General features: G+C 34.4%; 18 protein-coding genes. 8 read left to right on the forward strand and 10 right to left on the reverse strand.

The genetic code is table 11. The features are described from left to right. Nucleotides 1–26 precede the first annotated feature (26 nt). Nucleotides 27–830 carry an SDR family oxidoreductase gene (locus B3C18_RS20840; protein ID WP_291151267.1) on the reverse strand — a complete coding sequence of 268 codons (804 nt, stop codon included), beginning with the start codon at nt 828–830 and terminating at the stop codon, nt 27–29. A 504-nt stretch (nt 831–1,334) separates the two neighbouring features. Here B3C18_RS20840 and dnaE point away from each other — a divergent pair. Both dnaE and B3C18_RS20850 read left to right on the forward strand, forming a co-directional pair. Next, nucleotides 1,335–5,873 carry a DNA polymerase III subunit alpha gene (gene dnaE / locus B3C18_RS20845; RefSeq protein ID WP_291151270.1) on the forward strand — a complete coding sequence of 1,513 codons (4,539 nt, stop codon included), beginning with the start codon at nt 1,335–1,337 and terminating at the stop codon, nt 5,871–5,873. Nucleotides 5,874–6,050: 177 nt separating this feature from the next. Next, complete coding sequence (locus B3C18_RS20850) at nt 6,051–6,983, forward strand: outer membrane beta-barrel protein (protein ID WP_291151272.1); 933 nt, start codon at nt 6,051–6,053, stop codon at nt 6,981–6,983. 313 nt (nt 6,984–7,296) lie between these two features. Here B3C18_RS20850 and B3C18_RS20855 read toward each other — a convergent pair whose 3' ends face one another. The 4 genes from B3C18_RS20855 to B3C18_RS20870 all read right to left on the reverse strand — a co-directional run bounded on the left by B3C18_RS20855 (nt 7,297) and on the right by B3C18_RS20870 (nt 13,647). After that, the gene (locus B3C18_RS20855; protein ID WP_291151275.1) at nt 7,297–8,289 is read right to left on the reverse strand and encodes a Gfo/Idh/MocA family protein; all 993 of its coding nucleotides are present in this window, start codon (nt 8,287–8,289) and stop codon (nt 7,297–7,299) included. Between the two features lie 278 nt (nt 8,290–8,567). After that, entirely contained in the window at nt 8,568–10,676 is a 2,109-nt protein-coding gene (locus tag B3C18_RS20860; RefSeq protein WP_291151278.1) for a prolyl oligopeptidase family serine peptidase, read from the reverse strand. 260 nt (nt 10,677–10,936) lie between these two features. Then, nucleotides 10,937–13,144, reverse strand: coding sequence for a TonB-dependent receptor (locus B3C18_RS20865; RefSeq protein ID WP_291151280.1), 2,208 nt, complete (start codon nt 13,142–13,144; stop codon nt 10,937–10,939). A gap of 149 nt (nt 13,145–13,293) precedes the next feature. Then, nucleotides 13,294–13,647: a hypothetical protein gene (locus B3C18_RS20870; protein WP_291151283.1), complete on the reverse strand. Its 354-nt coding sequence runs from the start codon at nt 13,645–13,647 to the stop codon at nt 13,294–13,296. 214 nt (nt 13,648–13,861) lie between these two features. On the opposite strand from B3C18_RS20870, the gene B3C18_RS20875 reads away from it, so the two are divergent. Beyond that, nucleotides 13,862–14,569 carry a porin family protein gene (locus B3C18_RS20875; RefSeq protein WP_291151286.1) on the forward strand — a complete coding sequence of 236 codons (708 nt, stop codon included), beginning with the start codon at nt 13,862–13,864 and terminating at the stop codon, nt 14,567–14,569. Here the strand turns inward: B3C18_RS20875 and B3C18_RS20880 are convergent. Next, nucleotides 14,564–15,169: a hypothetical protein gene (locus B3C18_RS20880; protein WP_291151290.1), complete on the reverse strand. Its 606-nt coding sequence runs from the start codon at nt 15,167–15,169 to the stop codon at nt 14,564–14,566. The two genes, B3C18_RS20875 and B3C18_RS20880, sit on opposite strands and share 6 nt — an antisense overlap. Before the next feature lie 371 nt (nt 15,170–15,540). On the opposite strand from B3C18_RS20880, the gene B3C18_RS20885 reads away from it, so the two are divergent. The 5 genes from B3C18_RS20885 (at nt 15,541) to B3C18_RS20905 (ending at nt 20,937) form a co-directional block, all read left to right on the forward strand. Then, the gene (locus B3C18_RS20885; RefSeq protein ID WP_291151293.1) at nt 15,541–18,009 is read left to right on the forward strand and encodes a bifunctional UDP-N-acetylmuramoyl-tripeptide:D-alanyl-D-alanine ligase/alanine racemase; all 2,469 of its coding nucleotides are present in this window, start codon (nt 15,541–15,543) and stop codon (nt 18,007–18,009) included. A 68-nt stretch (nt 18,010–18,077) separates the two neighbouring features. Continuing rightward, entirely contained in the window at nt 18,078–18,452 is a 375-nt protein-coding gene (mscL, locus tag B3C18_RS20890) for a large conductance mechanosensitive channel protein MscL (RefSeq protein ID WP_291151296.1), read from the forward strand. 177 nt (nt 18,453–18,629) lie between these two features. Further along, nucleotides 18,630–19,619, forward strand: a complete 990-nt coding sequence (locus tag B3C18_RS20895; RefSeq protein ID WP_291151299.1) for an aspartate-semialdehyde dehydrogenase — start codon at nt 18,630–18,632, stop codon at nt 19,617–19,619. 105 nt (nt 19,620–19,724) lie between these two features. After that, a complete protein-coding gene (locus tag B3C18_RS20900; protein WP_291151302.1) occupies nt 19,725–20,402 on the forward strand; it encodes a DUF6058 family natural product biosynthesis protein in 678 nt (225 codons plus the stop codon). 13 nt (nt 20,403–20,415) lie between these two features. After that, nucleotides 20,416–20,937: a hypothetical protein gene (locus tag B3C18_RS20905; RefSeq protein WP_291151305.1), complete on the forward strand. Its 522-nt coding sequence runs from the start codon at nt 20,416–20,418 to the stop codon at nt 20,935–20,937. 55 nt (nt 20,938–20,992) lie between these two features. Here B3C18_RS20905 and B3C18_RS20910 read toward each other — a convergent pair whose 3' ends face one another. From B3C18_RS20910 to B3C18_RS20925, 4 genes are all read right to left on the reverse strand, one after another. Then, complete coding sequence (locus tag B3C18_RS20910) at nt 20,993–21,310, reverse strand: 2Fe-2S iron-sulfur cluster-binding protein (protein WP_012023404.1); 318 nt, start codon at nt 21,308–21,310, stop codon at nt 20,993–20,995. Nucleotides 21,311–21,368: 58 nt separating this feature from the next. Then, nucleotides 21,369–21,848, reverse strand: coding sequence for a hypothetical protein (locus B3C18_RS20915; RefSeq protein ID WP_291151308.1), 480 nt, complete (start codon nt 21,846–21,848; stop codon nt 21,369–21,371). Between the two features lie 217 nt (nt 21,849–22,065). After that, complete coding sequence (locus tag B3C18_RS20920) at nt 22,066–22,305, reverse strand: NifU family protein (RefSeq protein WP_073483617.1); 240 nt, start codon at nt 22,303–22,305, stop codon at nt 22,066–22,068. A gap of 73 nt (nt 22,306–22,378) precedes the next feature. After that, nucleotides 22,379–23,509: an Mrp/NBP35 family ATP-binding protein gene (locus B3C18_RS20925; RefSeq protein ID WP_291151314.1), complete on the reverse strand. Its 1,131-nt coding sequence runs from the start codon at nt 23,507–23,509 to the stop codon at nt 22,379–22,381. Nucleotides 23,510–23,778: the final 269 nt, after the last annotated feature.

Raw genomic sequence — 23,778 nt, forward strand, 5'->3', positions numbered from 1 at the left:
AAAACCTGAGCGGTATTAGTAATAAATTAGGCTCCCAAAAATTGTTTACCAAATGAAGCACGAAAAACTTCATCACCTTGTTCCAGTCTTTGTTGGTAAAGCGCTTTTGCATCTTCTCCCGCCACATATCTAAGTTTGTTTTTTCCGTCTGTAGCAGCTTCATAAACAACATCGGCAATATGTTCTGGAGTCGATGCCATTTCAAACATTACATCTACATTTTCAAACATTTTGTCTGCCATTGCCTGGTATTCAGGTTTAACTCCAGTGTCAAGTGAACCGTGTAAAAATTCTGTTTTTATACCGCCTGGAGAAACCGTTTTAATATTGATTCCAAACGGATTCAATTCATAAGCCATACTTTCGCTCCAGCCTTCTAATCCCCATTTTGTTGCGTGATATACAGATCCTAAAGGAAAAGAAATCAATCCGCCGATAGAAGTAGTTGAGATAAATAAACCGTTTCTTTTTTCTCTGAAATACGGAATAAAAGCATTCGTTACACGAATCGTTCCTAATAAATTAGTATTTAATTGTTTTGTGATTTGATCATCGTTAAAACTTTCCAAAGGGCCAATTAATCCGTAACCAGCATTATTAAAAACGATATCAATATCGCTTAATGCAATAGCTTTTTGAACCGTGCTTTGTATTTGGTCATAATTCGTAACGTCTAATGGTAAAAGGGTTACGTTTTCTAAACTAGCAAGTTCAGTTTCCTTTTCAGGAGTTCTCATTGTTGCGATTACATTCCAGCCTTTTGCTTGAAATAATTTTGCTGTTGCTTTTCCTAAACCTGATGATGCGCCTGTGATAAAAATTGTTTTCATGATTATTATTTTTTAATTGTTATAATTTGATGAAGCAAAGTTCAGCATACAGTAAAGCTTAAAAGTGTTCATTTTGGTCTAATGAGTATCCAAAATGAATAATCGGAGTTTTTTGAGTTAAAAAACTTTGGGTGTAGTTATTTTAACACATAGAAACATAGTTTTTTTTTGTCTACAAAGGCGTTTCACTTATTTAAAATACACATAGCTATGTGTGAAAATCTAGATTTTCTAAAGTCTCTTTTTTTACAAAACTAAAATCTATGTTTCTATGTGTTTAAAATTTTAAGAATTGCATTTGACAGTTTTATTTGATGCTTTTGTTAACAACTTTAGTTTCGTTATTTCTGTAAAAAAAGCGTAAATTTGAACTTCTTCCATTTTTCATTTCGTATTTTGTTATGTTTCATATTGTCAATGTGTTGCAATATGACAGACTTGGAATTTCGACACGAGCGAAGCGAACTGGCGAAGCAATTTTAAAATTTGACTTTTTACAACTCTATGTATTTAATATTCGATACCGAAACAACCGGATTACCAAAACGCTGGGATGCCCCAATTACAGATTCTGATAACTGGCCTCGCTGTATTCAAATCGCGTGGCAGCTTCATGACGAAATGGGACAGCTTATTGAACATCAGGATTATTTGGTAAAACCAGAAGGATTTAATATTCCGTATGATGCCGAGCGTATTCACGGAATCTCAACTGAATTGGCTGAAGCCGATGGAATCTCGCTGGCCGAAGTTTTGGAGAAATTCAATATTGCTTTAAGCAAAACCAAATTTATTGTTGGACAGAATTTAGGTTTCGACGTTAATATTATGGGAGCCGAATTCCATAGAATGGGAGTCGAATCTCAAATGAGTTCGATGCCGGTTCTGGATACTTGTACCGAAGTTACTGCTTCGTTATTACAGCTTCCGGGAGGTCGTGGAGGAAAATTCAAACTTCCAACGTTGACCGAATTACACAGCTATCTTTTCGATAAACCTTTTGCGGAAGCGCACAACGCAACTGCCGACGTTGAGGCAACTACGCGTTGTTTCCTGGAATTAGTTAGAAGAGAAGTTTTTACAAAAGAAGAATTAGACGTTCCGCAGGGTTATTTCAAGGACTTTCAGGAAAGAAATCCACAGGAATTTCCTTTAATTGGTTTAAAACACATCAACTTAAAAGCAGCTTCTGATAAAATCAGAGAACAGCTTAAAGCTTTACAAGTTGACGATAATCAAACTACCGTTTCAGAATCTGATAAAGCAGATTTCAAAGCGGCAAAATTTGCACATTTACACAATCATACGCAGTTTTCGGTTTTGCAATCGACTATTGGAATTGGAAATATTGTTGCGGCTGCAGCCAAAAACGGAATGCCGGCCGTTGCTATGACCGATACCGGAAACATGATGGGAGCTTTTCACTTTGTGAGCGCCGTGATGAACCACAACAAAGCAGCATCTGGAAAAAATAAAGCTTTAGTTGAAGCCGGAGAAGAACCAACCGAAACGGAAGTAAAACCAATTGTAGGCTGTGAATTTAATATCTGTGAAAACCATTTAGACAAAAGCAAAAAAGACAACGGTTATCAGGTTGTTTTAATGGCTAAAAATAAAGCGGGATATCATAATTTGGCAAAAATGGCTTCGATTGCTTATACCGAAGGATTTTATTATGTGCCGAGGATTGACAAAAATATAGTCGAAAAATACAAAGAAGATATCATGGTTTTGTCTGGGAATTTATACGGAGAAATTCCGAGTAAAATCCTGAACATTGGTGAAAACCAAGCCGAAGATGCGTTAATTTGGTGGAAAGAACAATTTGGTGAAGATTTCTATTTAGAAGTTATGCGCCACAATCAGGAAGATGAAAATCGTGTAAACAAAACCCTGATTGAATTTTCACAAAAACACAATGTCAAATTAATTGCGACCAATAATACCTATTATTTAAATAAAGAAGATGCCAATGCGCACGATATTTTACTTTGTGTAAAAGATGGTGAAAAGCAGGCAACACCTATTGGACGTGGACGTGGTTATCGCTACGGACTTCCAAATCAGGAATATTATTTCAAGTCAGAAGAAGAGATGAAAAAACTCTTTTCTGATCTGCCAGAAGCAATTATAAACATTCAGGAAGTTATTGATAAGGTCGAAGGATATTCGCTTTACCGAGATGTATTGCTTCCGAAATTTGATATTCCCGAAGAATTTTTTGTTGCAGAAGATGAAGCTGACGGAGGTGTTCGAGGTGAAAATAAATACTTGCGACACCTTACAATGGTTGGTGCAGCAAAACGATATGGAGAAATTACAGAATCTATTCAGGAACGTCTGGATTTTGAATTATTGACGATCTCGAATTCAGGATATCCGGGTTACTTTTTGATTGTACAGGATTTCATTGCCGAGGCCAGAAAAATGGATGTATCGGTAGGTCCCGGCCGTGGATCTGCAGCGGGTTCAGCCGTTGCGTATTGTCTCGGAATTACCAATATTGACCCCATTAAATACGACTTACTTTTTGAGCGTTTCCTAAATCCTGACCGTGTATCGATGCCCGATATTGATATCGACTTTGATGATGAGGGTCGTGGTCGTGTAATGGATTATGTAATCAATAAATACGGTCAAAAACAGGTTGCACAGATTATCACATATGGTAAAATGGCAACCAAATCAGCGATTCGTGATACGGCTCGTGTACTGGATTTACCATTATTTGAAGCCGATAGAATTGCAAAACTGATTCCGGGAATGATGCCGTCAAAATGGAATTTGGCGCGTTTTATTTCTGAGAGTGAAGAGGAAGTCAAAAAAGCACTTCGTTCTGACGAATTTGATAATGTAAAAGAATTAATCGCCATTGCCAATGAAGGTGATTTGGCAGGAGAAACGATTCAGCAGGCAAAAATCCTTGAAGGATCAATGCGTAATACGGGAATTCACGCCTGTGGAGTTATTATTACACCATCTGATATTACGAATTACGTTCCGGTAACAACAGCAAAAGATTCTGATTTATATGTAACGCAGTTTGATAACTCGGTTGCAGAAAGTGCCGGATTGCTGAAAATGGACTTCTTGGGTTTGAAGACCCTTACGCTGATAAAAGATACCGTAAAACTGGTAAAATACAGAACAAATATTGATCTGGATCCCGATACATTTCCTATCGACGATGAAGAAACGTATGCGCTTTTCCAAAGAGGTGAAACCGTTGGAATCTTCCAATACGAGTCGCCCGGAATGCAGAAATATATGAAAGACCTGAAGCCAACGGTTTTTGGAGATTTAATTGCCATGAATGCACTTTATCGTCCGGGACCTTTAGAGTATATTCCGTCTTTCGTTCGAAGGAAAAATGGTGATGAGGAAATTAAATACGATTTAGATGCTTGCGCCGAATATTTATCAGAAACCTACGGAATTACGGTTTATCAAGAGCAGGTAATGCTTTTGTCTCAGTCTTTGGCAGGATTTACAAAGGGTGAGGCCGACGTTTTGCGTAAAGCGATGGGTAAAAAACAAAAAGACGTACTGGATAAAATGAAGCCAAAGTTCGTAGAACAAGCGGCACAAAAAGGTCACGATGCCAAGATTCTGGAGAAAATCTGGAAAGACTGGGAAGCTTTTGCGAGTTACGCCTTCAACAAATCGCACTCGACTTGTTATGCATGGATTGCGTATCAAACGGCTTATTTAAAAGCGCATTATCCGGCCGAATATATGGCGGCGGTTCTTTCGAATAACATGAACGATATCAAACAGGTTTCGTTTTTTATGGAAGAATGTAAACGTATGGGATTACAGGTTTTGGGGCCAGACGTAAACGAATCATATTATAAATTTACAGTAAACGATAGTTACGCTGTTCGTTTCGGAATGGGCGCTATTAAAGGTGTTGGTTCCGGAGCTGTTGAAACTATTGTAGAAAACAGAAAAGACGGAAGATATAAATCAATTTTTGATTTGGCGAAACGAATTGATTTGCGTGCAGCCAACAAAAAAGCAATTGAAAACTTAGCATTGGCTGGTGGTTTTGATTCTTTTGAAGGAACAACCAGAGCACAATATTTCCACGATGATGGCGACGGAATTACATTCTATGAAAAAGCGATGCGTTACGGATCGAAATTTCAGGAAAATGAAAATTCATCGCAGGTAAGTTTATTTGGAGAAGCGAGCGAAGTGCAAATTGCAGAACCTGTTGTACCGCCATGCGAAGACTGGAGTACAATGGAAAAACTGGCGAAAGAAAAAGAGGTTGTAGGGATTTACATTTCCGGACATCCGCTTGATGATTTTAGATTTGAGATGAAATACTTCTGCAACGCCCGATTAGAAGCCTTGAAAAGCATGAATGAATATGTAGGTAAAAATTTAAACTTTGCCGGAATCATTAATAACGTACAGCATCGTGTAGCCAAAAACGGAAAAGGCTGGGCTGTATTTAACTTAGAAGGATATGACGAAAGTTTTGAGTTTAAGATTTTTGGTGAAGAATACTTGAAATTCCGCCATTTCCTAATTCAGAATAATTTTGCCTATTTAAAAATATTGATCAAAGACGGCTGGGTAAATCATGATACAGGTAAAAAATCAGAACCTAGAATGCAGTTTGTTGAGGTACGACAGCTTCAGGATATCTTAGAAGCATTTGCCAAAAAACTGATTCTGTTATTAAATATCAAAGATCTTCAGCCTGAGTTTATTCATAAATTAAGTCATTTATTCAATGAAAATAAAGGCGATAATACCGTGAGTTTTGACATCATGGAAATCGAAAATGTCAAGCGTTTAGTTGAGGTTGAAACTACAAGCGAATTTGAAGACAGTGAAGATGCTGTTTTTGAAGATGAAAATGATGATAATGAAACGGTTGCCGGAGAAGCTAAAATGCAGGAAGTAAAAGAAGTCGAAGAAGTGAAAGTAGTAACTAAATTAACGATGCCAAGCAGAAGGTTAAAAATTAGGATTTCGGCTGAACTTCTTCAGGAATTAGAGAAAATGCAGATAAATTTTAAGCTGAACTAAATTTTAACAGTTAAAATTTAATTGAATGTAAAATTTTAGTGTTAAAAATATGCATGCATAATACTTTTTTAGTAATATTGCCCGAAATTACAACGATTTCGTTCCAAGTCTAACAATGCAAATTATAAGAATATGTTAAAAAATTCTAAGTTTGTATAAATTAATTAAATCAGAATTATGAAAAAGAACCTATTTTTATTAGGACTATTAGTTTGCTCTATGGTTACTATGGCGCAGACAGAAAAAACAGACAAACCAGAAAGCTGGTACTTTAAATTGGGTGGGTCATATTTCATCCAAACTGCTGCTGCTGAATTCCCAACTGTATCTGGGGCATTACCAAATACAGATGTTTATGGACCAGATGGTACGACTTTAATTTCTAGAGAAACTAATCATGGTTCTTTCGGACAAGGATTCCGTACAGGTTTAACTGCTGGATATCGTTTTACGCCGCGTTTGGGTGTTGAGTTAGGATTTAACTATTTTAATAGTGCTGATAAAACTATGGTTGAAACAACTCATAGATTGGTAGCTGCAGGACCTACTTTTGCAACTGGTAAAGCGGTAGGAAAACTTGAAGCTTATGATATTGCTCCTGCAATCGTTTTATTTTTAGGAGAAACTCATGGTTTTGAACCTTATACTAAAGTTGGAGTTATTGTTCCTGTTCACGGTACATTAGATATTGAAACTACTAGAACATATACTAACCCAGCAGGAGTAACAGAAACTTATTCAAAAGATGTAATTAAACCAAACCCAACTGTTGGATTTACTGCAGCATTAGGAACATCTTATAAATTAGGAACACATATCTCTCTTTTTGCTGAATTAGAGTACCGTAACTTTACAGTACACGGAAAAACAAAAGAAACAGAAATATATACTGAAAACGGTGTAGATAAATTAAACACACCTACAGCTTTCCGTCAAGATGCATCATATTCTGCAAGCCATACTAAATATGTAAAACAAATTAATACTAGTTCAAATAGTAAAGTAACTAATGCAGCTGGTTTTGACAATACAAGAGCAACTGATGATATCAGTTCTTATGTTGGAATTTCTGGTTTAGGATTTACTTTTGGTCTTAAATACAGCCTATAATTTTTTATAGAAGTTTTATAGTTTTTTGAAGAAAAGGATATTCGCAAGAATATCCTTTTTGTTTTTTGTCATTTCGACTGGAAGGAGAAATCGCACTCGGGAATCCACAAAGAGAATCGCCAATTTTTGTCGAGTTTCTAGTGCGATTTCTCCTTTCAGTCGAAATGACAAGCTTTATTAAATTGCCTCCAGCTTTAGCTGGAGGTTGATAGAATTGAATTTAAAAAGGCTTTAGCCAAACAAACGTTTTTGGCTAAAGCCTTTGAATATGTTTTAATTTTTATCCTCCAGCTAAAGCTGGAGGCAATTGAAATTATTTCGAATTCCTAAACTCCTTCAAAACTTCATCAATAACCCAAGTCGTTCTTGCTCCTGAAATTCCTTTTGACGGAGAAGCCCCTTCTTTACCTAAAAGCTCAGCCATTACAGTTTCTATAAACGGCTGTTGAATATGAAGCGGATTTTCTATCGTAATACTTTCTTTTTCTCCATTTGCATATTGAATATGAATGGGATCATTTCCGAAAGTCGAAAACGAGATTTTACCTTTATCACCCACAATTTCAGTATTGTCATAACGCTCAAAACTGGCAAAATTCCATAAACCAGATCCGTGAATTCCGTTTTCAAATAAAAATGACATCGAAACCGAATCTTCAGCAGGATAAGCTTGTAATTGAGAAGTCGCATGTCCGCGAACAGATTTTATCGGACCTAAAACAAAATCCAGAAAATCTAAAGTATGACAAGCCAGATCAACAAAAATTCCGCCACCTGAAATATGCGGTAAAACCGTCCACGGAAGATTGATTTCGTCGTCGTAACGAGCTTCAAATGGATGATATAAAACAGAATTTACATGACGTATGTTTCCTAATTTTCCCTTGTCGATAATCTCTTTTATTTTTAGAAAGCGAGGTAAACCTCTTCTGTAATAAGCAACAAAAAGCGGAACATTATGTTCTTTGCACACGCTGATCATTTCATTACATTCTTCAAAAGTCAAAGCCATAGGTTTTTCAACATATACAGGTTTTCCGGCTTTGGCACACAAAAGAGTATATTCTTTATGAGAAGATGGCGGTGTAGCAATATAAACCGCATCGACTTCAGGATCATTTATTAAATCGATTGCATTCGAATACCATTTCGGGACATTATGACGTTTGGCGTAATCTTCGGCAAGCTTTGCATCTCTTCGCATCACAGCAACTAAAGCAGAATTCGGAGCCCTCTGAAAAGCCGGCCCGCTTTTTACTTCCGTTACATTCCCGCAGCCTATAATTCCCCATTTTATAATTTTCATCGTTTGGTTATTTTAGTTATTCAAATTTAAAAAAAGGTTTGCCACGAATTGCACTAATTTTCACTAATTCTTTGTGGTTATAATATTTGCCACAGATTAAAATGATTCTCACAGATTATAAAATCCATTTAATCCTTTTAATCTGTGGCAAAAAAAGCACTCTACAAATTCCAATCAATTAAATTCGTGCTAATTAGTGTAATTCGTGGCAAAAAAATAGCCACAAACTCACAAAAATAATTCGTGAATTCGTGGCTAAAAATTAAGCGTTTAAAGTCTTACTTCTTAGGCAAAGCTTTAAATCCCATATTATAAAGAGTAAAAGCTTGAATGTCTACATTTTCCTGGATTGTAGCCGCAACAGATTTCCCTGCGCCATGACCCGCTTTTACATCAATTCTAATTAAAACAGGATTTTCTCCCGCTTGTTTGTCTTGCAATTCAGCAGCAAATTTAAAACTGTGCGCCGGAACAACACGATCATCATGATCTCCGGTTGTAACCATTGTTGCCGGATATTTAGTACCGCTTTTAACGTTTTGAACTGGAGAATAACCTTTTAAGTATTCAAACATTTCTTTGTTATCCTGAGCCGTTCCGTAATCATACGCCCAACCCGCACCAGCTGTAAAAGTATGGTAACGAAGCATATCCATAACACCAACCGCAGGCAAAGCAACTTTCATTAAATCAGGACGCTGTGTCATTGTTGCGCCCACTAATAAACCGCCATTAGATCCTCCGCGAATCGCTAAATAATCAGATGAAGTATATTTTTGAGCAATTAGATATTCTGCAGCAGCGATAAAATCATCAAACACATTTTGCTTTTGAAGCTTTGTTCCTGCATCGTGCCATTTTTTACCATATTCACCGCCGCCTCTTAAATTGGCAACCGCATAAACTCCTCCATTTTCCATCCAAACCGCATTTGAAATACTAAAAGCAGGCGTCAAACTAATATTAAATCCGCCATAACCATAAAGAATCGTTGGGTTTTTACCGTCTAATTTTGTTCCTTTTTTATACGTAATAATCATAGGAACTTTTGTGCCGTCTTTTGAAGTATAGAAAACTTGTTTAGACTCGTAATCTTCACTTTTAAAATCAACTTTTGGTTTTTGATACACTTCTGATTTACCAGATTTTGGTTCAAAAGAAAAAATCGTTCCCGGAGTTGTATAGTTTGTAAAGCTGTAGTATAAAATCTTTTCTTCTTTTTTTGCACCAAATCCTCCGGCAGTTCCAACAGCAGGAAGTTTAATTTCGCGAACTAGTTTTCCGCTGTAATCGTATTGTAAAACTAACGAAACAGCATCTTTTGTATAATTAGCAAAGAAATAGCCGCCGCCTGTAGATGGAGATAAAACATTCTCTGTTTCTTTAATAAAATCTTTCCAGTTTTCTTGTTTCGGATTGCTGAAATCTACCGAAACCACGCGTCCGTTAGGAGCGTTATAATCCGTTTGTATAAACAATTTACTTCCTTCGTTTTCGATAATATTATTATCACTGTTGAAGTTGTCTACAATAGTAATAATCGGACTGTTTGGCGTTTTTAAATCTTTAATATAAAGTTCATTTCCGTAAGTCGAATTAGCAGCTGTAATTACCAAATAATGATTGTCTTCGGTCACATAACCGCCAACATATCTTCTTTTTTGATCTGCACCAAAAATTACTTTATCTTCTTTTTGAGAAGTTCCTAACTTATGAAAATACAATTTGTGCTGATCTGTTTTTGCAGAAAGCTCGCTTCCTTTTGGTTTATCGTAACTAGAATAATAAAAACCTTCATTTCCAAGCCATGAAACGCCGCTGAATTTTACATCAACAAGAGTATCTTCCAAAACTTTTTTAGAAACAGCATCTATAATAATCACTTTTCTCCAGTCACTTCCTCCTTCAGAAATAGAATAAGCCGCTTTGTTTCCATCTTTAGAAAAATCTAAACCTCCAAGCGAAGTGGTTCCGTCTTTTGAGAAAGTATTCGGATCCAGAAAAACTTCTTCTTTTCCATTTTGATCTTTTCTATAAACAACAGATTGATTTTGAAGCCCGTTATTTTTATAATAATAAGTAGATTTTCCTTCTTTAAACGGAGCACCTATTTTTTCGTAGTTCCAAAGCTTTTCCATTCGTTTTTTAAGTTCCTCACGAAACGGAATTTTATCTAAATATCCATAAGTTACTTCATTTTCAGCTTTTACCCAAGCCCCGGTTTCAGCAGATTTATCATCTTCAAGCCAACGATACGGATCGCTTACTTTTGTGTCAAAATATACGTCGACAGTTTCTCCTTTTTTTGTTTCCGGGTATTGAATCTTATTTTGTCCAAATGAAATTCCTGCAGTTGTAATTGCCATTATAAGAAAGGTTTTTTTCATAGTTTTTGATTAACAGTTGTAACAAAAATAGCACTTTTTGTGAGATATTTTTTAACCGCAAAGACACAAAGTCTTTTCGCAAAGTACGCAATGTTTTTAATCTCGCAAAGACGCAGAGACGCAAAGAATTTTAAAACTTTGCGTCTCTGCGTCTTTGCGAGATTTTTCAAATACTATAGGATATTTTCTAATCACAAAGCTTAAATAAAACCTTGCGAACTTTGCGAAAAACTCCTTGCGCTCTTTGCGGTTAAATAAAATTATAAATTGAAATTAACGCCCAGAACGATGTTTCTTCCAATATTTGGGATTCCGTCTGTTTTTAATCTTGAAAGGTGTGCAATGTATTTTTTGTCGAATAAATTGTTTCCGTTCAGGTTGATATCAAAAGCCGTCTTACCCAATTTTACCGTTCCTCCAAAACCTAAATTTACCAAAGTATACCCTTTAGAAGCAGTTTCGAAACCACTCACATTATCCTGGCTGAAAGTTGAAGAAACATTTAAAGAAGCAAAACCTTCGCTTAACCAGTTTTTGATATTAAATTCAGTTCTAAGCGTATTATTCCAGTTGTTGGCAGGAATCAACGGCAAGTAATCATTATTGTCTTTTTTACCCGTTACGGTTTCAAAACTAGTTTCAAAATGTAACCAATCTAGCGGATGCGGGTGAAAGTGTAAACCAACTTCACCTCCGTACAATTGAGCATTATCCTGAATGTAAGCAAAAACATCATTATCGTCACGAGTTTCTCCGGTTGGCGAAGTGTAGATATAATTGTTTATGTGATTATAAAATCCGTTAACGAAAAACTCAAAATGTGTGTTTTTGTATTCTAAGTTCAAATCAGTCTGAACGTTTTGTTCTGTTTTCAAATCAGCATTTCCAATTTCGTAACGATTTGTTCCTTCGTGAACCCCGTTTGAAGTTAACTCCGCTAAGTTTGGCGCTCTAAATCCGGTTGCAACATTTAAACGAACCGTAAGCGGTTCAGCCAGTTTTGTTTTATATCCTAAAGAAGCATTAAAACTGTCAAAAGATTTGTCAAGAGGAAGGAAATAACCTTCTTCACCTTCAGTTCCGTGTGCGTCAGAAGTAATGTGTCTGTTGTCAAAACGTAATCCGGCTTGTAAAACGCTGTTGTCCCATTCGTAATTGGCAGTTCCAAAAGCACCAAAATCATTCGTTGTCGCATCTGGAATTAAATATTCTTCGCCCGAATTTTTATTCGTTTGATGCATTCCCTGAACCCCAAAAATAGTCTCGATTTTTCCGAATTTAGGAAAGTGGTATTTTAAATTGTAATTCAAAGTATTCAATCTCATGTGAAGTGAAGCATCATTACTGTCTTCAAATTCACTTCTGTCATTTGAGATATAACCTAAATCAACATCCAATTTTGAGTTTTCAAAAAAGATTACATTGTTCAAACTCAATAAATGGTTAAAAATTCCCTGTCTCGGAAACTGCGTGTCTTTGCTTGAAGATTGTTCTGCAATTCCATCTTCAGGCATTCCAATATCTAGTTTGTTATAATTGTATCTTAAAACACTTGAAAAACTTGAATTACTGTAACCAATTCCGGTTTTAAAATCAGTTTCATTATAACGCGAATTTGTTACGCGGTCTCCATCGGCAATTTTATAATCAGAATGAGTGTTGTAGCTTCCACGCGCCAGAAATTTCCAATTATCAGTAGATGTTTTTAATCCAATAGAAGAATTACTTCCCTCTGTGTTCGTAAAATATTTTTGGCTGAAATTAGCTTTAAAAGTACCCGCATCAGCAAATTTTTCAGGATTAAAGTATAAAACTCCTCCTAAAGCATCAGAACCGTACAATAGCGATGCCGGGCCTTTAATAACTTCAACACTTTCAATTCCGGCATCGTTTAAACCTAAACCATGTTCGTCTCCAAACTGCTGGTTTTCGATACGAACGCCTTGAGAATATACTAAAACACGATTTCCGCTCAATCCGCGAATAACCGGTTTACCAATAGATGTTCCGGTAGAAATTTGCGAAACTCCGGGAATTGTAGCCAAACCTTCAATTAAAGTTGAAGTTCCTTTTTGCTGTAAAGTTTTAATGCTTTCATGCTCGATTTTCATTACGTTTTGCGATTGCAATTTGTTGAAAGGCGTAGAAACCACAACTTCATCCATTTCTAAAATGGACTCTTCGAGCGTTACATCAACGGTATTTTGTTTTACTAATTTTAAGATGTTTTTATTTTGAGTAGCGTATCCAACATAAGAAAAAGACAGGCGTAAATTTCCGTTTGGAAGATTGTTTAATTCGTATTTTCCGTTTGCATCAGTCGTTGTTCCTTTATGCAATTCTGAAGCGTAAACAGAAACGCCCGGTAATGGCTGGTTTTGATTATCAGTTACTGTTCCTGAAACCGAATTTTGGGCAGAAAGCAAGCCCGAAAACCCTAAAACAAGGGCAATTATTAATTTTTTCATTTGAAAATTTTGCTATAGTTAATTGGATTTTCTTCTTTTAAATGAAAATTAAACGAACAGTACAGCATTCTAATCCCAATTTAATAAACAGGATTAGGAAACTCAAAGTTGTTTTGAATTTAGATTTTAAAAAAAGAGATGTTGAATTATTAAGAAACTATAGCAGCGGGAGGACCTCGTAATAAATACGAACTTTTTGAAACAGAGAAAATCTTTTCTGACAGCGGGAAAAAATAAGGAATTTCGCTGCTGAAAGAATGAAATTGAAAAGAGAAAGTTTCTGGAACAATATAACTTCCAAAAGCAAAATTACAAACGTAACAAAGGTCGTAATTATGGTGCTGATGCGTTATTTCGCCACTTGGATCATTATAATTGTGGTGACATTGTTTTTCTGAAAGCTGCTTTACAATATGCTCATAACTGTGTATGGACTGAAACAATATTGAGAACAATATTGTGACAGCAAAAGAGAAACTTAATATGAGCTGTTTTTTCTTCATACAGGACAAAGGTATAAAAGATCAAATTCATTTTTTGAATTCTAATGCAGATTCTTTGAAAAAAGTTCAGCAAACACAAATATTCGTCATCAAAAACAGAATAATTGCTTTCTAATCGTTCCCTGAACTATCATTATATTATATTTGTAAGTGAAATAAATCGATTCTATTAAGCGTTTATTTTATAGAACCTCTTTTAAACTCAAAAAATTATATGCGATTTCTTTTTAGCTGTTTGTTTTTAGTTTCATTTTTTAATGCTTTTTCGCAAGAAGATGTCAAAGCAGAAATAAAACCTATAGTTAAAATAGATTCTTTGTATAGAGAAGATCAGTTTTATTTTTCTGTAACCTATAATATGTTTACAGATATTCCTCAAAAATTCAAACAAAACAAATTTTCCCTTGGACTTTCGGGCGGGTTTTTACGCGACATGCCAATCAATAAATCCAGAACAGTTTCAATTGCAGCAGGTGTAGGATTGAGCTATCAAAACTACTTTCAAAATTTTGGTATTTCAAAAGATGGAGCCGGAGCCGTAGTTTATAATGTTGTCGATGCAGGAGAAATTGCTTCAAATCGTTACAAACAATACGCTGTAGAATTTCCGATAGAATTTAGATGGCGTAATTCAACTTACGAAAGCACAAAATTCTGGAGAATTTATGGCGGAGTAAAATTAAGTTATATCTTCTCTAATACTTCCATTTTAGACGACGGCGAAAATACCTATCGTATAAAAAATAATGACGCTATTAATAAATTCCAATACGGGCCGTATATTTCTGCGGGTTACAATACCTGGAATGTTTATTTGTATTATGGTTTGAGTCCGCTGTTTAAAGACGGCGTTACCACATTAAGCGGAGAAAAAGTAACCATGAAAACGCTGAATGCAGGATTAATATTCTACATTTTATAACCACAAATACAAAAATAATATCTGCGGTAAAACGCCAATTAACAAACCAATTGATATTTCTTTTGGTGTATGTGCGTTCATTTCTAATCGGGATGAAGCTACAATTCCAGAAAATAAAATTAACAGCGCGCCCCAATACGGATTGTGCATTTGTAAATGAATATTTAACCCAATTGCAAAGATTGTAAACCCTGTAATAGCAGTCATGTGCAGGCTGGCCTTAATTTTAAAAAGTGAGCATACCAATGCTAATATTGTACTAAACAACGCTCCCAAAAAAAAGAAATGTAGTTCAGGATAACGAGTAATGACAATACTTCTTTTTACTAATAAAATATATAAAAAGCATTGTAAAATAAGCGGAATGCGACGCTGGGAGTTTTCTGGAAGCATCATCGATTTTACGTGTCCAGTCGAACGTAACAGCATGAAAAACAAAATGGGAACGATAATGGTAATAACCAAAATTTGAAACAGAACAAAGTATTTTTCCTGCGTTGTAAAAATATCTTCTTTACAATAAAGGTATAATAATGTGGCATACATCGATATAAAAATCGGATGAAGTATATAGGAGAATAATGGAAGTATTTTTTTCAAAACGTATTATTTTGTGGTATTGAACAAATATAAGCAATTAATGTTTTTTGCAATTAACGGAGTAAATTTTCACAAATTATTAGCATTTTTTTCTCGCCACGAATATTTATTTTTTTGCCACGAATTGCACGAATTTCCACGAATTATTTTTTTAATTTTTTGCCACAGATTTAAAGGATTCTCACAGATTGAAAATCCTTTAAATCCGTTTAATCTGTGGCTAATATTTTAACCATCCAACAAATAAAATAATTCGTGGAAATTAGTGTAATTCGTGGCAACTCCCTTTTTTACATTTCAAAATAAATTAAGAAATATTAGTGTAATTCGTGGCAAACCTTTTTTTAAATTTGACAAAAAGAAATTTCTAAATGAGCATAAATTTAAAAAGCCTTATTCCGGTTTTTAACGCCGAATGGATAGGTTCAGATTCTGATATTTTTGTTGATCATATTTCGATCGACAGCCGTTCTTTGCAAAACGGGTCTAAAACATTGTTTATTGCTCTTTCCGGGGTCAATAATGATGCTCATTTGTATATTTCAGAATTGATAGAAAAAGGCGTTCAGAATTTTGTTGTTCAGTATATTCCCGAAAATGTAAAAGGAAAAGCCAATTTTTTCGTCGTAAAAAATACGCGCAAAGCACTTCAGGAATTGGCGGGTTATTATCGTGATTTATTCGATTTTCCTATAATTGGTTTAACCGGAAGTAACGGAAAAACCATCGTAAAAGAATGGCTTAATTTCCTTTTAAGTCCCGACTATAATATTATCCGAAGCCCAAAAAGTTACAACTCACAAGTTGGCGTTCCGCTTTCTGTTATTGCTATAAATGAAAAACATAATTTAGGAATTTTCGAAGCCGGAATTTCAACGGTTAACGAAATGGTTAATCTCGAAAAAATCATCAAACCTAATATTGGCGTTTTAACCAGTATAGGTTCTGCGCACGATGAAGGTTTTGAAAATCTGGTTCAAAAAATCAAAGAAAAATTACTGCTTTTCAAAAAATCAGCCGTAATAATCTATCAAAAAAATGAATTGGTAGATCAATGTCTTTTAGATTTTTCTGCCGAATTTCCACTTCAAAACAGAACGTTATTTTCATGGAGTTTTACAGACGCTTCTGCCGATGTTTTTATTCTGATGAAAGAAACTAAAAACGATGCTACAATAATTAAATACCAATATAAAGACGAAGTTTTCAATTTAGAAATTCCGTTTAGCGATTCGGCTTCTATAGAAAATACCATTTCCTGTTTATTGGTTTTACTGCGTTTTAACTATGATTTCGAGGTTATTCAAAATCGTGTAAAATTGCTTTATCCGGTCGAAATGCGTCTTGAAGTTAAAAACGGAATTCACAATTGCAGCTTAATTGACGATAGTTACAGTTCAGATTTTCAATCGTTGAAAATTGCTTTAGACTTTTTAGAAAGCCAGAAAAAGAATGCTTCAAAAGCTGTTATATTATCAGATATTTTTCAAAGTGGATTTTCAAACGAAGAACTCTATTCTAAAGTTGCTCAGTTAATTTCAGACAATAAAATCAACCGCGTTATTGGAATTGGAACGACAATTTCATCTTTTGCAGCTAAATTTCCAAACAGTACGATGTTTCAAAATACGGCAGAATTTATTGCCGAAATTGAAAACCTGAATTTCAATAATGAAACCATTTTAATAAAAGGAGCAAGATCGTTTCAGTTTGAAGAAATCGTTTCGCTGCTGGAGGAAAAAACACATGAAACGGTTCTCGAAATTAATCTGGATGCCATAAATCACAATTTAAATTATTTCAAATCAAAATTAGCCGACGATGTAAAAATCATGGTTATGGTAAAAGCTTTTGGTTATGGAAACGGCGGACTTGAAATTGCAAAATTACTCGAACATAATAAAGTAAATTATTTAGGTGTGGCTTTCGCCGATGAAGGAATTTCACTGAAAAACGGCGGAATCAAACTGCCAATTATGGTTTTGAATCCCGAATCGACCAGTTTTCCGTCGATAATTCAATATAAACTAGAACCTGAAATTTACAGTATAAAAGGATTAAATGCCTTTTTGAAAATTGCCAGAGAAAAGAATTTAAAAGATTTTCCAATTCATATCAAAGTCGACACCGGAATGCACCGTTTAGGTTTTGAAGACAATACGATCGATGAGTTAATTGAAACTTTAAAAGGAAATTCAACCGTTCGTGTTCAAAGTATTTTATCGCATTTGGCAACAAGCGACGATTTAAATCATTATGATTTTGTCATTAAACAGATTAATTTATTCGAAAAATTATCTTCAAAATTAATGACAGAATTAAACATAAATCCAATTCGTCATATTTTAAATACATCCGGAATTAGCAATTTTCCAAATGCACAATATAATATGGTTCGTTTAGGAATTGGTTTATACGGCGTTTCAAACGACCCGTCAGAACAAAAATATCTGGAAAATGTGGGAACCTTAAAATCGATTATTTCGCAGGTTCGTACTATTCCAAGTGGCGACAGCGTAGGCTATGGACGTCGTTTTATGGCCGAAAAAGAAACCAAAATTGCCACAATTCCAATTGGTTATGCGGATGGAATTTCGAGATTATGGGGCAATCAGGTTGGTTTTGTAACAATTAAAAATCAAAAAGCCTATATCGTAGGAAGCGTCTGTATGGATATGTTAATGGTTGATGTAAGTCATATTGATTGTAAAGAAGGCGATTCGGTAATTATTTTTGGCGAAAGCCCAACCGTTATCGAAATGGCCGATGCTTTAAAAACCATTCCGTATGAGATTATGACGAGTATTTCGCAGCGTGTCAAGAGGGTATTTTTTAGATAATTTTAAGAACTTTCAAGAAAATTGCGTATTTTCGGTATTCACTTATTATAAATGTAAATAGATACAATATGGGATTTTTTTCAGAATTTAAGGCATTTGCAATAAAAGGCAACGTGGTTGATCTTGCTGTTGCAGTAATTATTGGAGCAGCATTTGGTAAAATTGTAAGTTCATTTATTGAAGATGTAATTACGCCACTAGTATTAAAACCGGCTTTAGAAGCTGCACATTTAGAAAAAATTCAAGATCTTACGGCTTTTGGCGGTGTAAAATATGGTCTCTTTCTGTCGGCAGTAATTAACTTTGCTATTGTCGCTTTTGTTTTATTCTTAGTTATTAAAGGAATAAACAAACTTAAAAAAGAAGAAGCTCCAGCTCCACCAGCCGGACCAACTCAGGAAGAATTGCTTACGCAAATTAGAGATTTATTAAAAAATAAATAAGATATAATACCGCTACACTAAGTCTAACTTAACCGCTTCTTGGATGGAGCGGTTTTTTTTACATATTGTTTAATTTATAACATTTTGTTATTTTTTGTGAAGCATGTTGTTTTCGTTTTTATTATAACTATTTTTGCAGAGTAAAATTAGATTAATAGCTATTTAAAAATATAAATAATGAGAATTGCAGTTGTAGGTGCTACCGGAATGGTTGGCGAAGTAATGCTTAAAGTTTTAGCAGAAAGAAATTTTCCTGTTACAGAATTAATCCCTGTTGCATCTGAAAGATCAGTAGGAAAAGAAATTGAATATAAAGGAACTAAATATAAAGTTGTTGGTTTACAGACTGCTGTAGATATGAAAGCTGATATTGCAGTTTTCTCTGCAGGTGGAGATACTTCGTTAGAATGGGCTCCAAAATTTGCTGCAGCCGGAACAACTGTTATTGACAATTCATCTGCATGGAGAATGGATCCAACTAAGAAATTAGTAGTTCCAGAAATCAATGCTTCTGTATTAACAAAAGAAGATAAAATTATTGCAAACCCAAACTGTTCTACTATTCAAATGGTATTAGCTTTGGCCCCTTTGCATAAAAAATACAATATTAAAAGAATCATCGTTTCTACTTACCAATCTATAACAGGAACTGGTGTAAAAGCAGTGAAGCAATTAGAAAACGAATACGCAGGAATTCAGGGTGATATGGCTTACAAATATCCAATTCACAGAAATGCAATTCCACACTGCGATAGTTTTGAAGATAACGGATACACTAAAGAAGAAATGAAATTAGTGCGTGAAACTCAAAAAATTCTTGGTGATAACACCATCAGAGTTACAGCTACGGCAGTTCGTGTACCAGTTGTAGGCGGACATAGCGAAGCAGTAAATGTTGAGTTTACAAATGATTTTGAAGTAAATGAAGTTCGTGAAATTTTACACAATACGGATGGAGTAGTGGTGCAGGATAATTTAGACACATTTACATACCCAATGCCATTATATGCAGAAGGTAAAAATGATGTTTTCGTTGGAAGAATCCGTCGTGACGAAAGCCAGCCAAACACATTAAACCTATGGATCGTTGCTGATAACTTAAGAAAAGGAGCTGCAACAAACACGATTCAAATTGCTGAATATTTAATCGCAACAGGTTTGGTATAACTAGAGATTAAAGAAAATTGTTATAAAGAAAAAGCCGTAATTGCAGCAATGTAATTACGGCTTTTTTGATTTATTTTAATCTTATATTTGATCTTTATTTATATTATGAAAGACATTAATTTAAAATACATCGAAGACAATTATATTGAGTTTGAAGAAGTAATTAAAATAGCAAATATTGCTGCAGACAAGTTGAATAACTTAATTGAGAACAAACTTGTTCCTGAGCCTTCTTATGTCGTAAAATCAGAAATTACAATTAGTTCTTCATTAAACGATAATCATAAAATAACAGTTGAGAAAAAGTATTTTCATCCAAGGGTTTTAGAACTTATAAAGATGAATGCGGATAATTTGAATCCTGAAAAATTCAAATCTGAATTCAAAGAAAATTTATTGTTAAACTTAAAAAACCATGCTCACAAAGCACTTGCTTACGGAAATGTTTTTGATGAAAACCTGAATATTGACAATGCAAAAATCGAAAGCGCATTAGAAGAAGAATGGAATTACTTTTGCAAAGGTGTTTACGGAATCTGCACTTTGCAAAACAATGAAAATGCCATTATAGATAAAGAAGTCGCCGTAAAAAGAATCCTGAATTTTATTGAAAAAAAATCTACTTCATTAACAAACGATGAAAAAATAGAATTGCAGGAACTCAATGCAGAATTCAATAAATCAACCAGTTCTTTTGCGCCTTATCAAAGAGAATCGAGCAGTCGGGGTAAATATCTAGATAAGTTATTAAGAGAGTTTTCGTTAGATAATTTAATTCAATAAGATGTAATTTGAGATGGTAGAAATTAAAATTTTCCCTTTAATAGGAATTGAAATAGAAGGAATCGGAATCATTAACTTAGGTGAAGAAAAAGCTGCAGTAGAAAAAATATTAGGCTTGCCAACGAGTGTTTATGATAATCGTAGTTTCTATGATGATTATGAATTTAGAATAGATTATGATAAATCGAATAAAATCGAGTTTATAGAATTTACTTATGGACCATTTCCAGAGAAATCAAAAGTGTCAATTTATAATATTGATCCCTTTACTATTGGTGCTGAAAATTTAATGAACTTATTAACAGACGAAAACAAGGGAGAAATTGACGATAGTGAAGCAGAATTTTGTTATGCTTTTAAGGAAACATCAATAGGAATTTATAGAGAAACTACTCAAAATGATGTAGAAAAAATGATAATTGAAATGAAGGAGAATAATGATTATGAAGAAAATAAAGATTGGGTCCAGGATGATTTGGAAAAAGCCAAAAACTTTTGGACAATAGGGATTGGCATAAAAGGCTATTATAAATAAGAGACAACTAAAATAAAAAAAGCGAGAATCAATTTGATTCTCGCTTTTGTATTTTTTAATATTCCGGAGCCAGTTCTAATTCGAGTCCTTCTAATTCTTCAGTAATTGGGATCTGACAGCCTAAACGACTATTAGATTTAACATAAAACGCTTCCGAAAGCATAGCCTCTTCTTCATCTCCCATTTCTGGTAATGCAACATCATTTAGAACATAACACTGGCAGGAAGCACACATTGCCATTCCTCCGCAGGTTCCTTCAACAGGAAGTTCGTATGCCTTGCATAACTCCATTATATTCATTGCCATATCAGTCGGAGCCTGTAATTCGTGTATAACTCCTTCTCGATCTTTAATCTTTATTAATACATCCATTTATTATGGGAATTTTATTGGTAGGATTTTATAACGTGAAAAAATCCTCGTATTTATACTAACTCGTAGGTTTTGTACTAAAAGCGTATTCTTTTCCGTTGCTTTCTTTAAGACGCATTTTTACGCCCAAAATAGTATCGCTTTTCTCAAGAATTGTAATAACAGCAACTACTGAATAATAATCTCTGTCAGATTGAAAAATTAATGTGCCTTCGTAAGTAGAGTTTAAAACTCCTTGTTTGTCTGTCGTTGCAGAAACCTTTCTCGGATTAGAAAATTGCGCTGAACTGTAAGTAGTTTTGCTTGCAAATTTTCCTTTTCCATCAACAAAATCGTATAAGAAATCATAATTTCCAATACTTAAAGTTCCAGGTACATCAGCAGGATTAATTGAAAATACAATTTTACCTGAATATGTAAAATCTGACCATTCTTCGGCTTCGCTTATCCAAGCTTTGTCAACAACAACTGTTTTATTTTGCGCATAAATGCCTGACGCAAAAAACACTAACAAAAATAGAGTGTAAAATTTCTTCATAAAATATAAGATTAAGGGTTATGTCACAAATTTAAGTTAAAAATGTAACAAATAGTTAACTAAAACTCTTAAATCTTTATATTGTTTTTTATGAAATCCTCAAAAAACCGCAACAATTGGGTTGGTTTATTGAGATTTTACAAATCTTATCACTTAAAGGCCTATTATTCTTGTTAATTCAATAAATCAAAAACAGCAGGCTAAATAGCGTTTTTTACTACATAATATTTACCACAGTTTCAATTTGCGGTGCATATTTTTTTATCGTAGTTTCTACTCCGGCTTTAAGTGTCATTTGGTTTACGCTGCAGCTTAAGCAAGCGCCCTCTAGACGAACTTTTACATGTTTATCCTCGTCTATAGAGATTAGCGAAATATCTCCGCCATCAGACTTTAAGAACGGCCTGATTTCGTCTAAGGCCAATAAAACATTGTTTGTTAATTCTTCTGTTGTCATAATTAATGTGTCAATTGTGAAAATGTGTCAATTAGAAAATTATCTAATTGTCGTATTATCTCATTCTAATTATTTAATTTTTCTTTACTGCAGAGCAGCCTGCCATAGTTGTAATTTTAATGGCTTCGGTAGCAGGAAGACTTTCGTTTCTGCTTACTGTTTCCTGAACTACGTTTCTGGTAATTTCTTCAAAAACAGCTTCAATAGGCGATGCTGTTTGTAAAGCTGCCGGACGGCCATAATCTCCCGCTTCACGAATAGACTGTACAATAGGAACTTCTCCTAAAAACGGAACATCTAAATCTGCTGCAAGGTTTTTTGCTCCTTCTTGTCCAAAGATATAATATTTATTATTTGGCAATTCTTCAGGTGTAAAGTAAGCCATGTTTTCAATGATTCCCAAAACAGGAACATTAATGTTATCCTGCATAAACATCGCAACTCCTTTTTTAGCATCGGCAAGAGCCACAGCCTGCGGTGTACTTACTACAACAGCTCCCGTAATTGGTAAAGACTGCATGATAGAAAGGTGAATATCTCCAGTTCCAGGAGGTAAATCAAGAAGCATAAAATCTAATTCTCCCCAGTCTGCATCAAAAATCATTTGGTTTAATGCTTTTGCAGCCATTGGTCCTCTCCAGATTACTGCTTGGCTAGGTGCTGTGAAAAATCCAATAGAAAGCATTTTAATTTCATAACTTTCAATTGGTTTCATTTTCGATTTTCCGTCAACCATAATCGAAACTGGTTTTTCATTTTCAACATCAAACATAATTGGCATAGAAGGCCCGTAAATATCGGCATCTAAAACTCCAACTTTAAAACCCATTTTTGCAAGCGTAACGGCAAGATTTGCAGTAACAGTCGATTTACCAACTCCTCCTTTTCCGGAAGCAACTGCAATAATATTTTTAATTCCAGGAATAGCACGACCTTTAATTTCGGCTTTCTCAGGAGTTTCAACTTTAATATTTACTTTAATTTTAGCATCGGTAGATATTAATTCGTGAATCGTTTTTTTAATATCATCTTCAGCTCTTTTTTTGATATGCATAGCTGGCGTGTGCAATACTAAATCAACAACAACTTCGTCGCCAAAAGTAAGTACGTTAGCAACCGCACCGCTTTCGACCATATTTTTACCTTCTCCCGCTATAGTGATTGTTTCTAAAGCTTTAAGAATTTCTTTTCTATCTAATTTCATTTTATTGTGCTATTATGTATGGAAAGAAATCGATTTAAAATTCTATATTAATTTAAACCGATTTCAGACTGCAAAGATAACAGATTAAGTTCGGATTTAAACTCTTTTAAATTGTATTTATTGATATTGAGATTAGTCAAAATGATGAATCCAGATTTTTTAAAATCAATAAAATTCGAAAAGATGTTCTGAAACCTTATTCTGTAATGGTTTCTTTTGAATATAATCGATATAAAAATGTATGAAATTTACAGCAGTAAATGTAAGAA

This window comes from Flavobacterium sp. UBA7680 (genome assembly GCF_002482975.1).
Lineage (GTDB): Bacteria > Bacteroidota > Bacteroidia > Flavobacteriales > Flavobacteriaceae > Flavobacterium.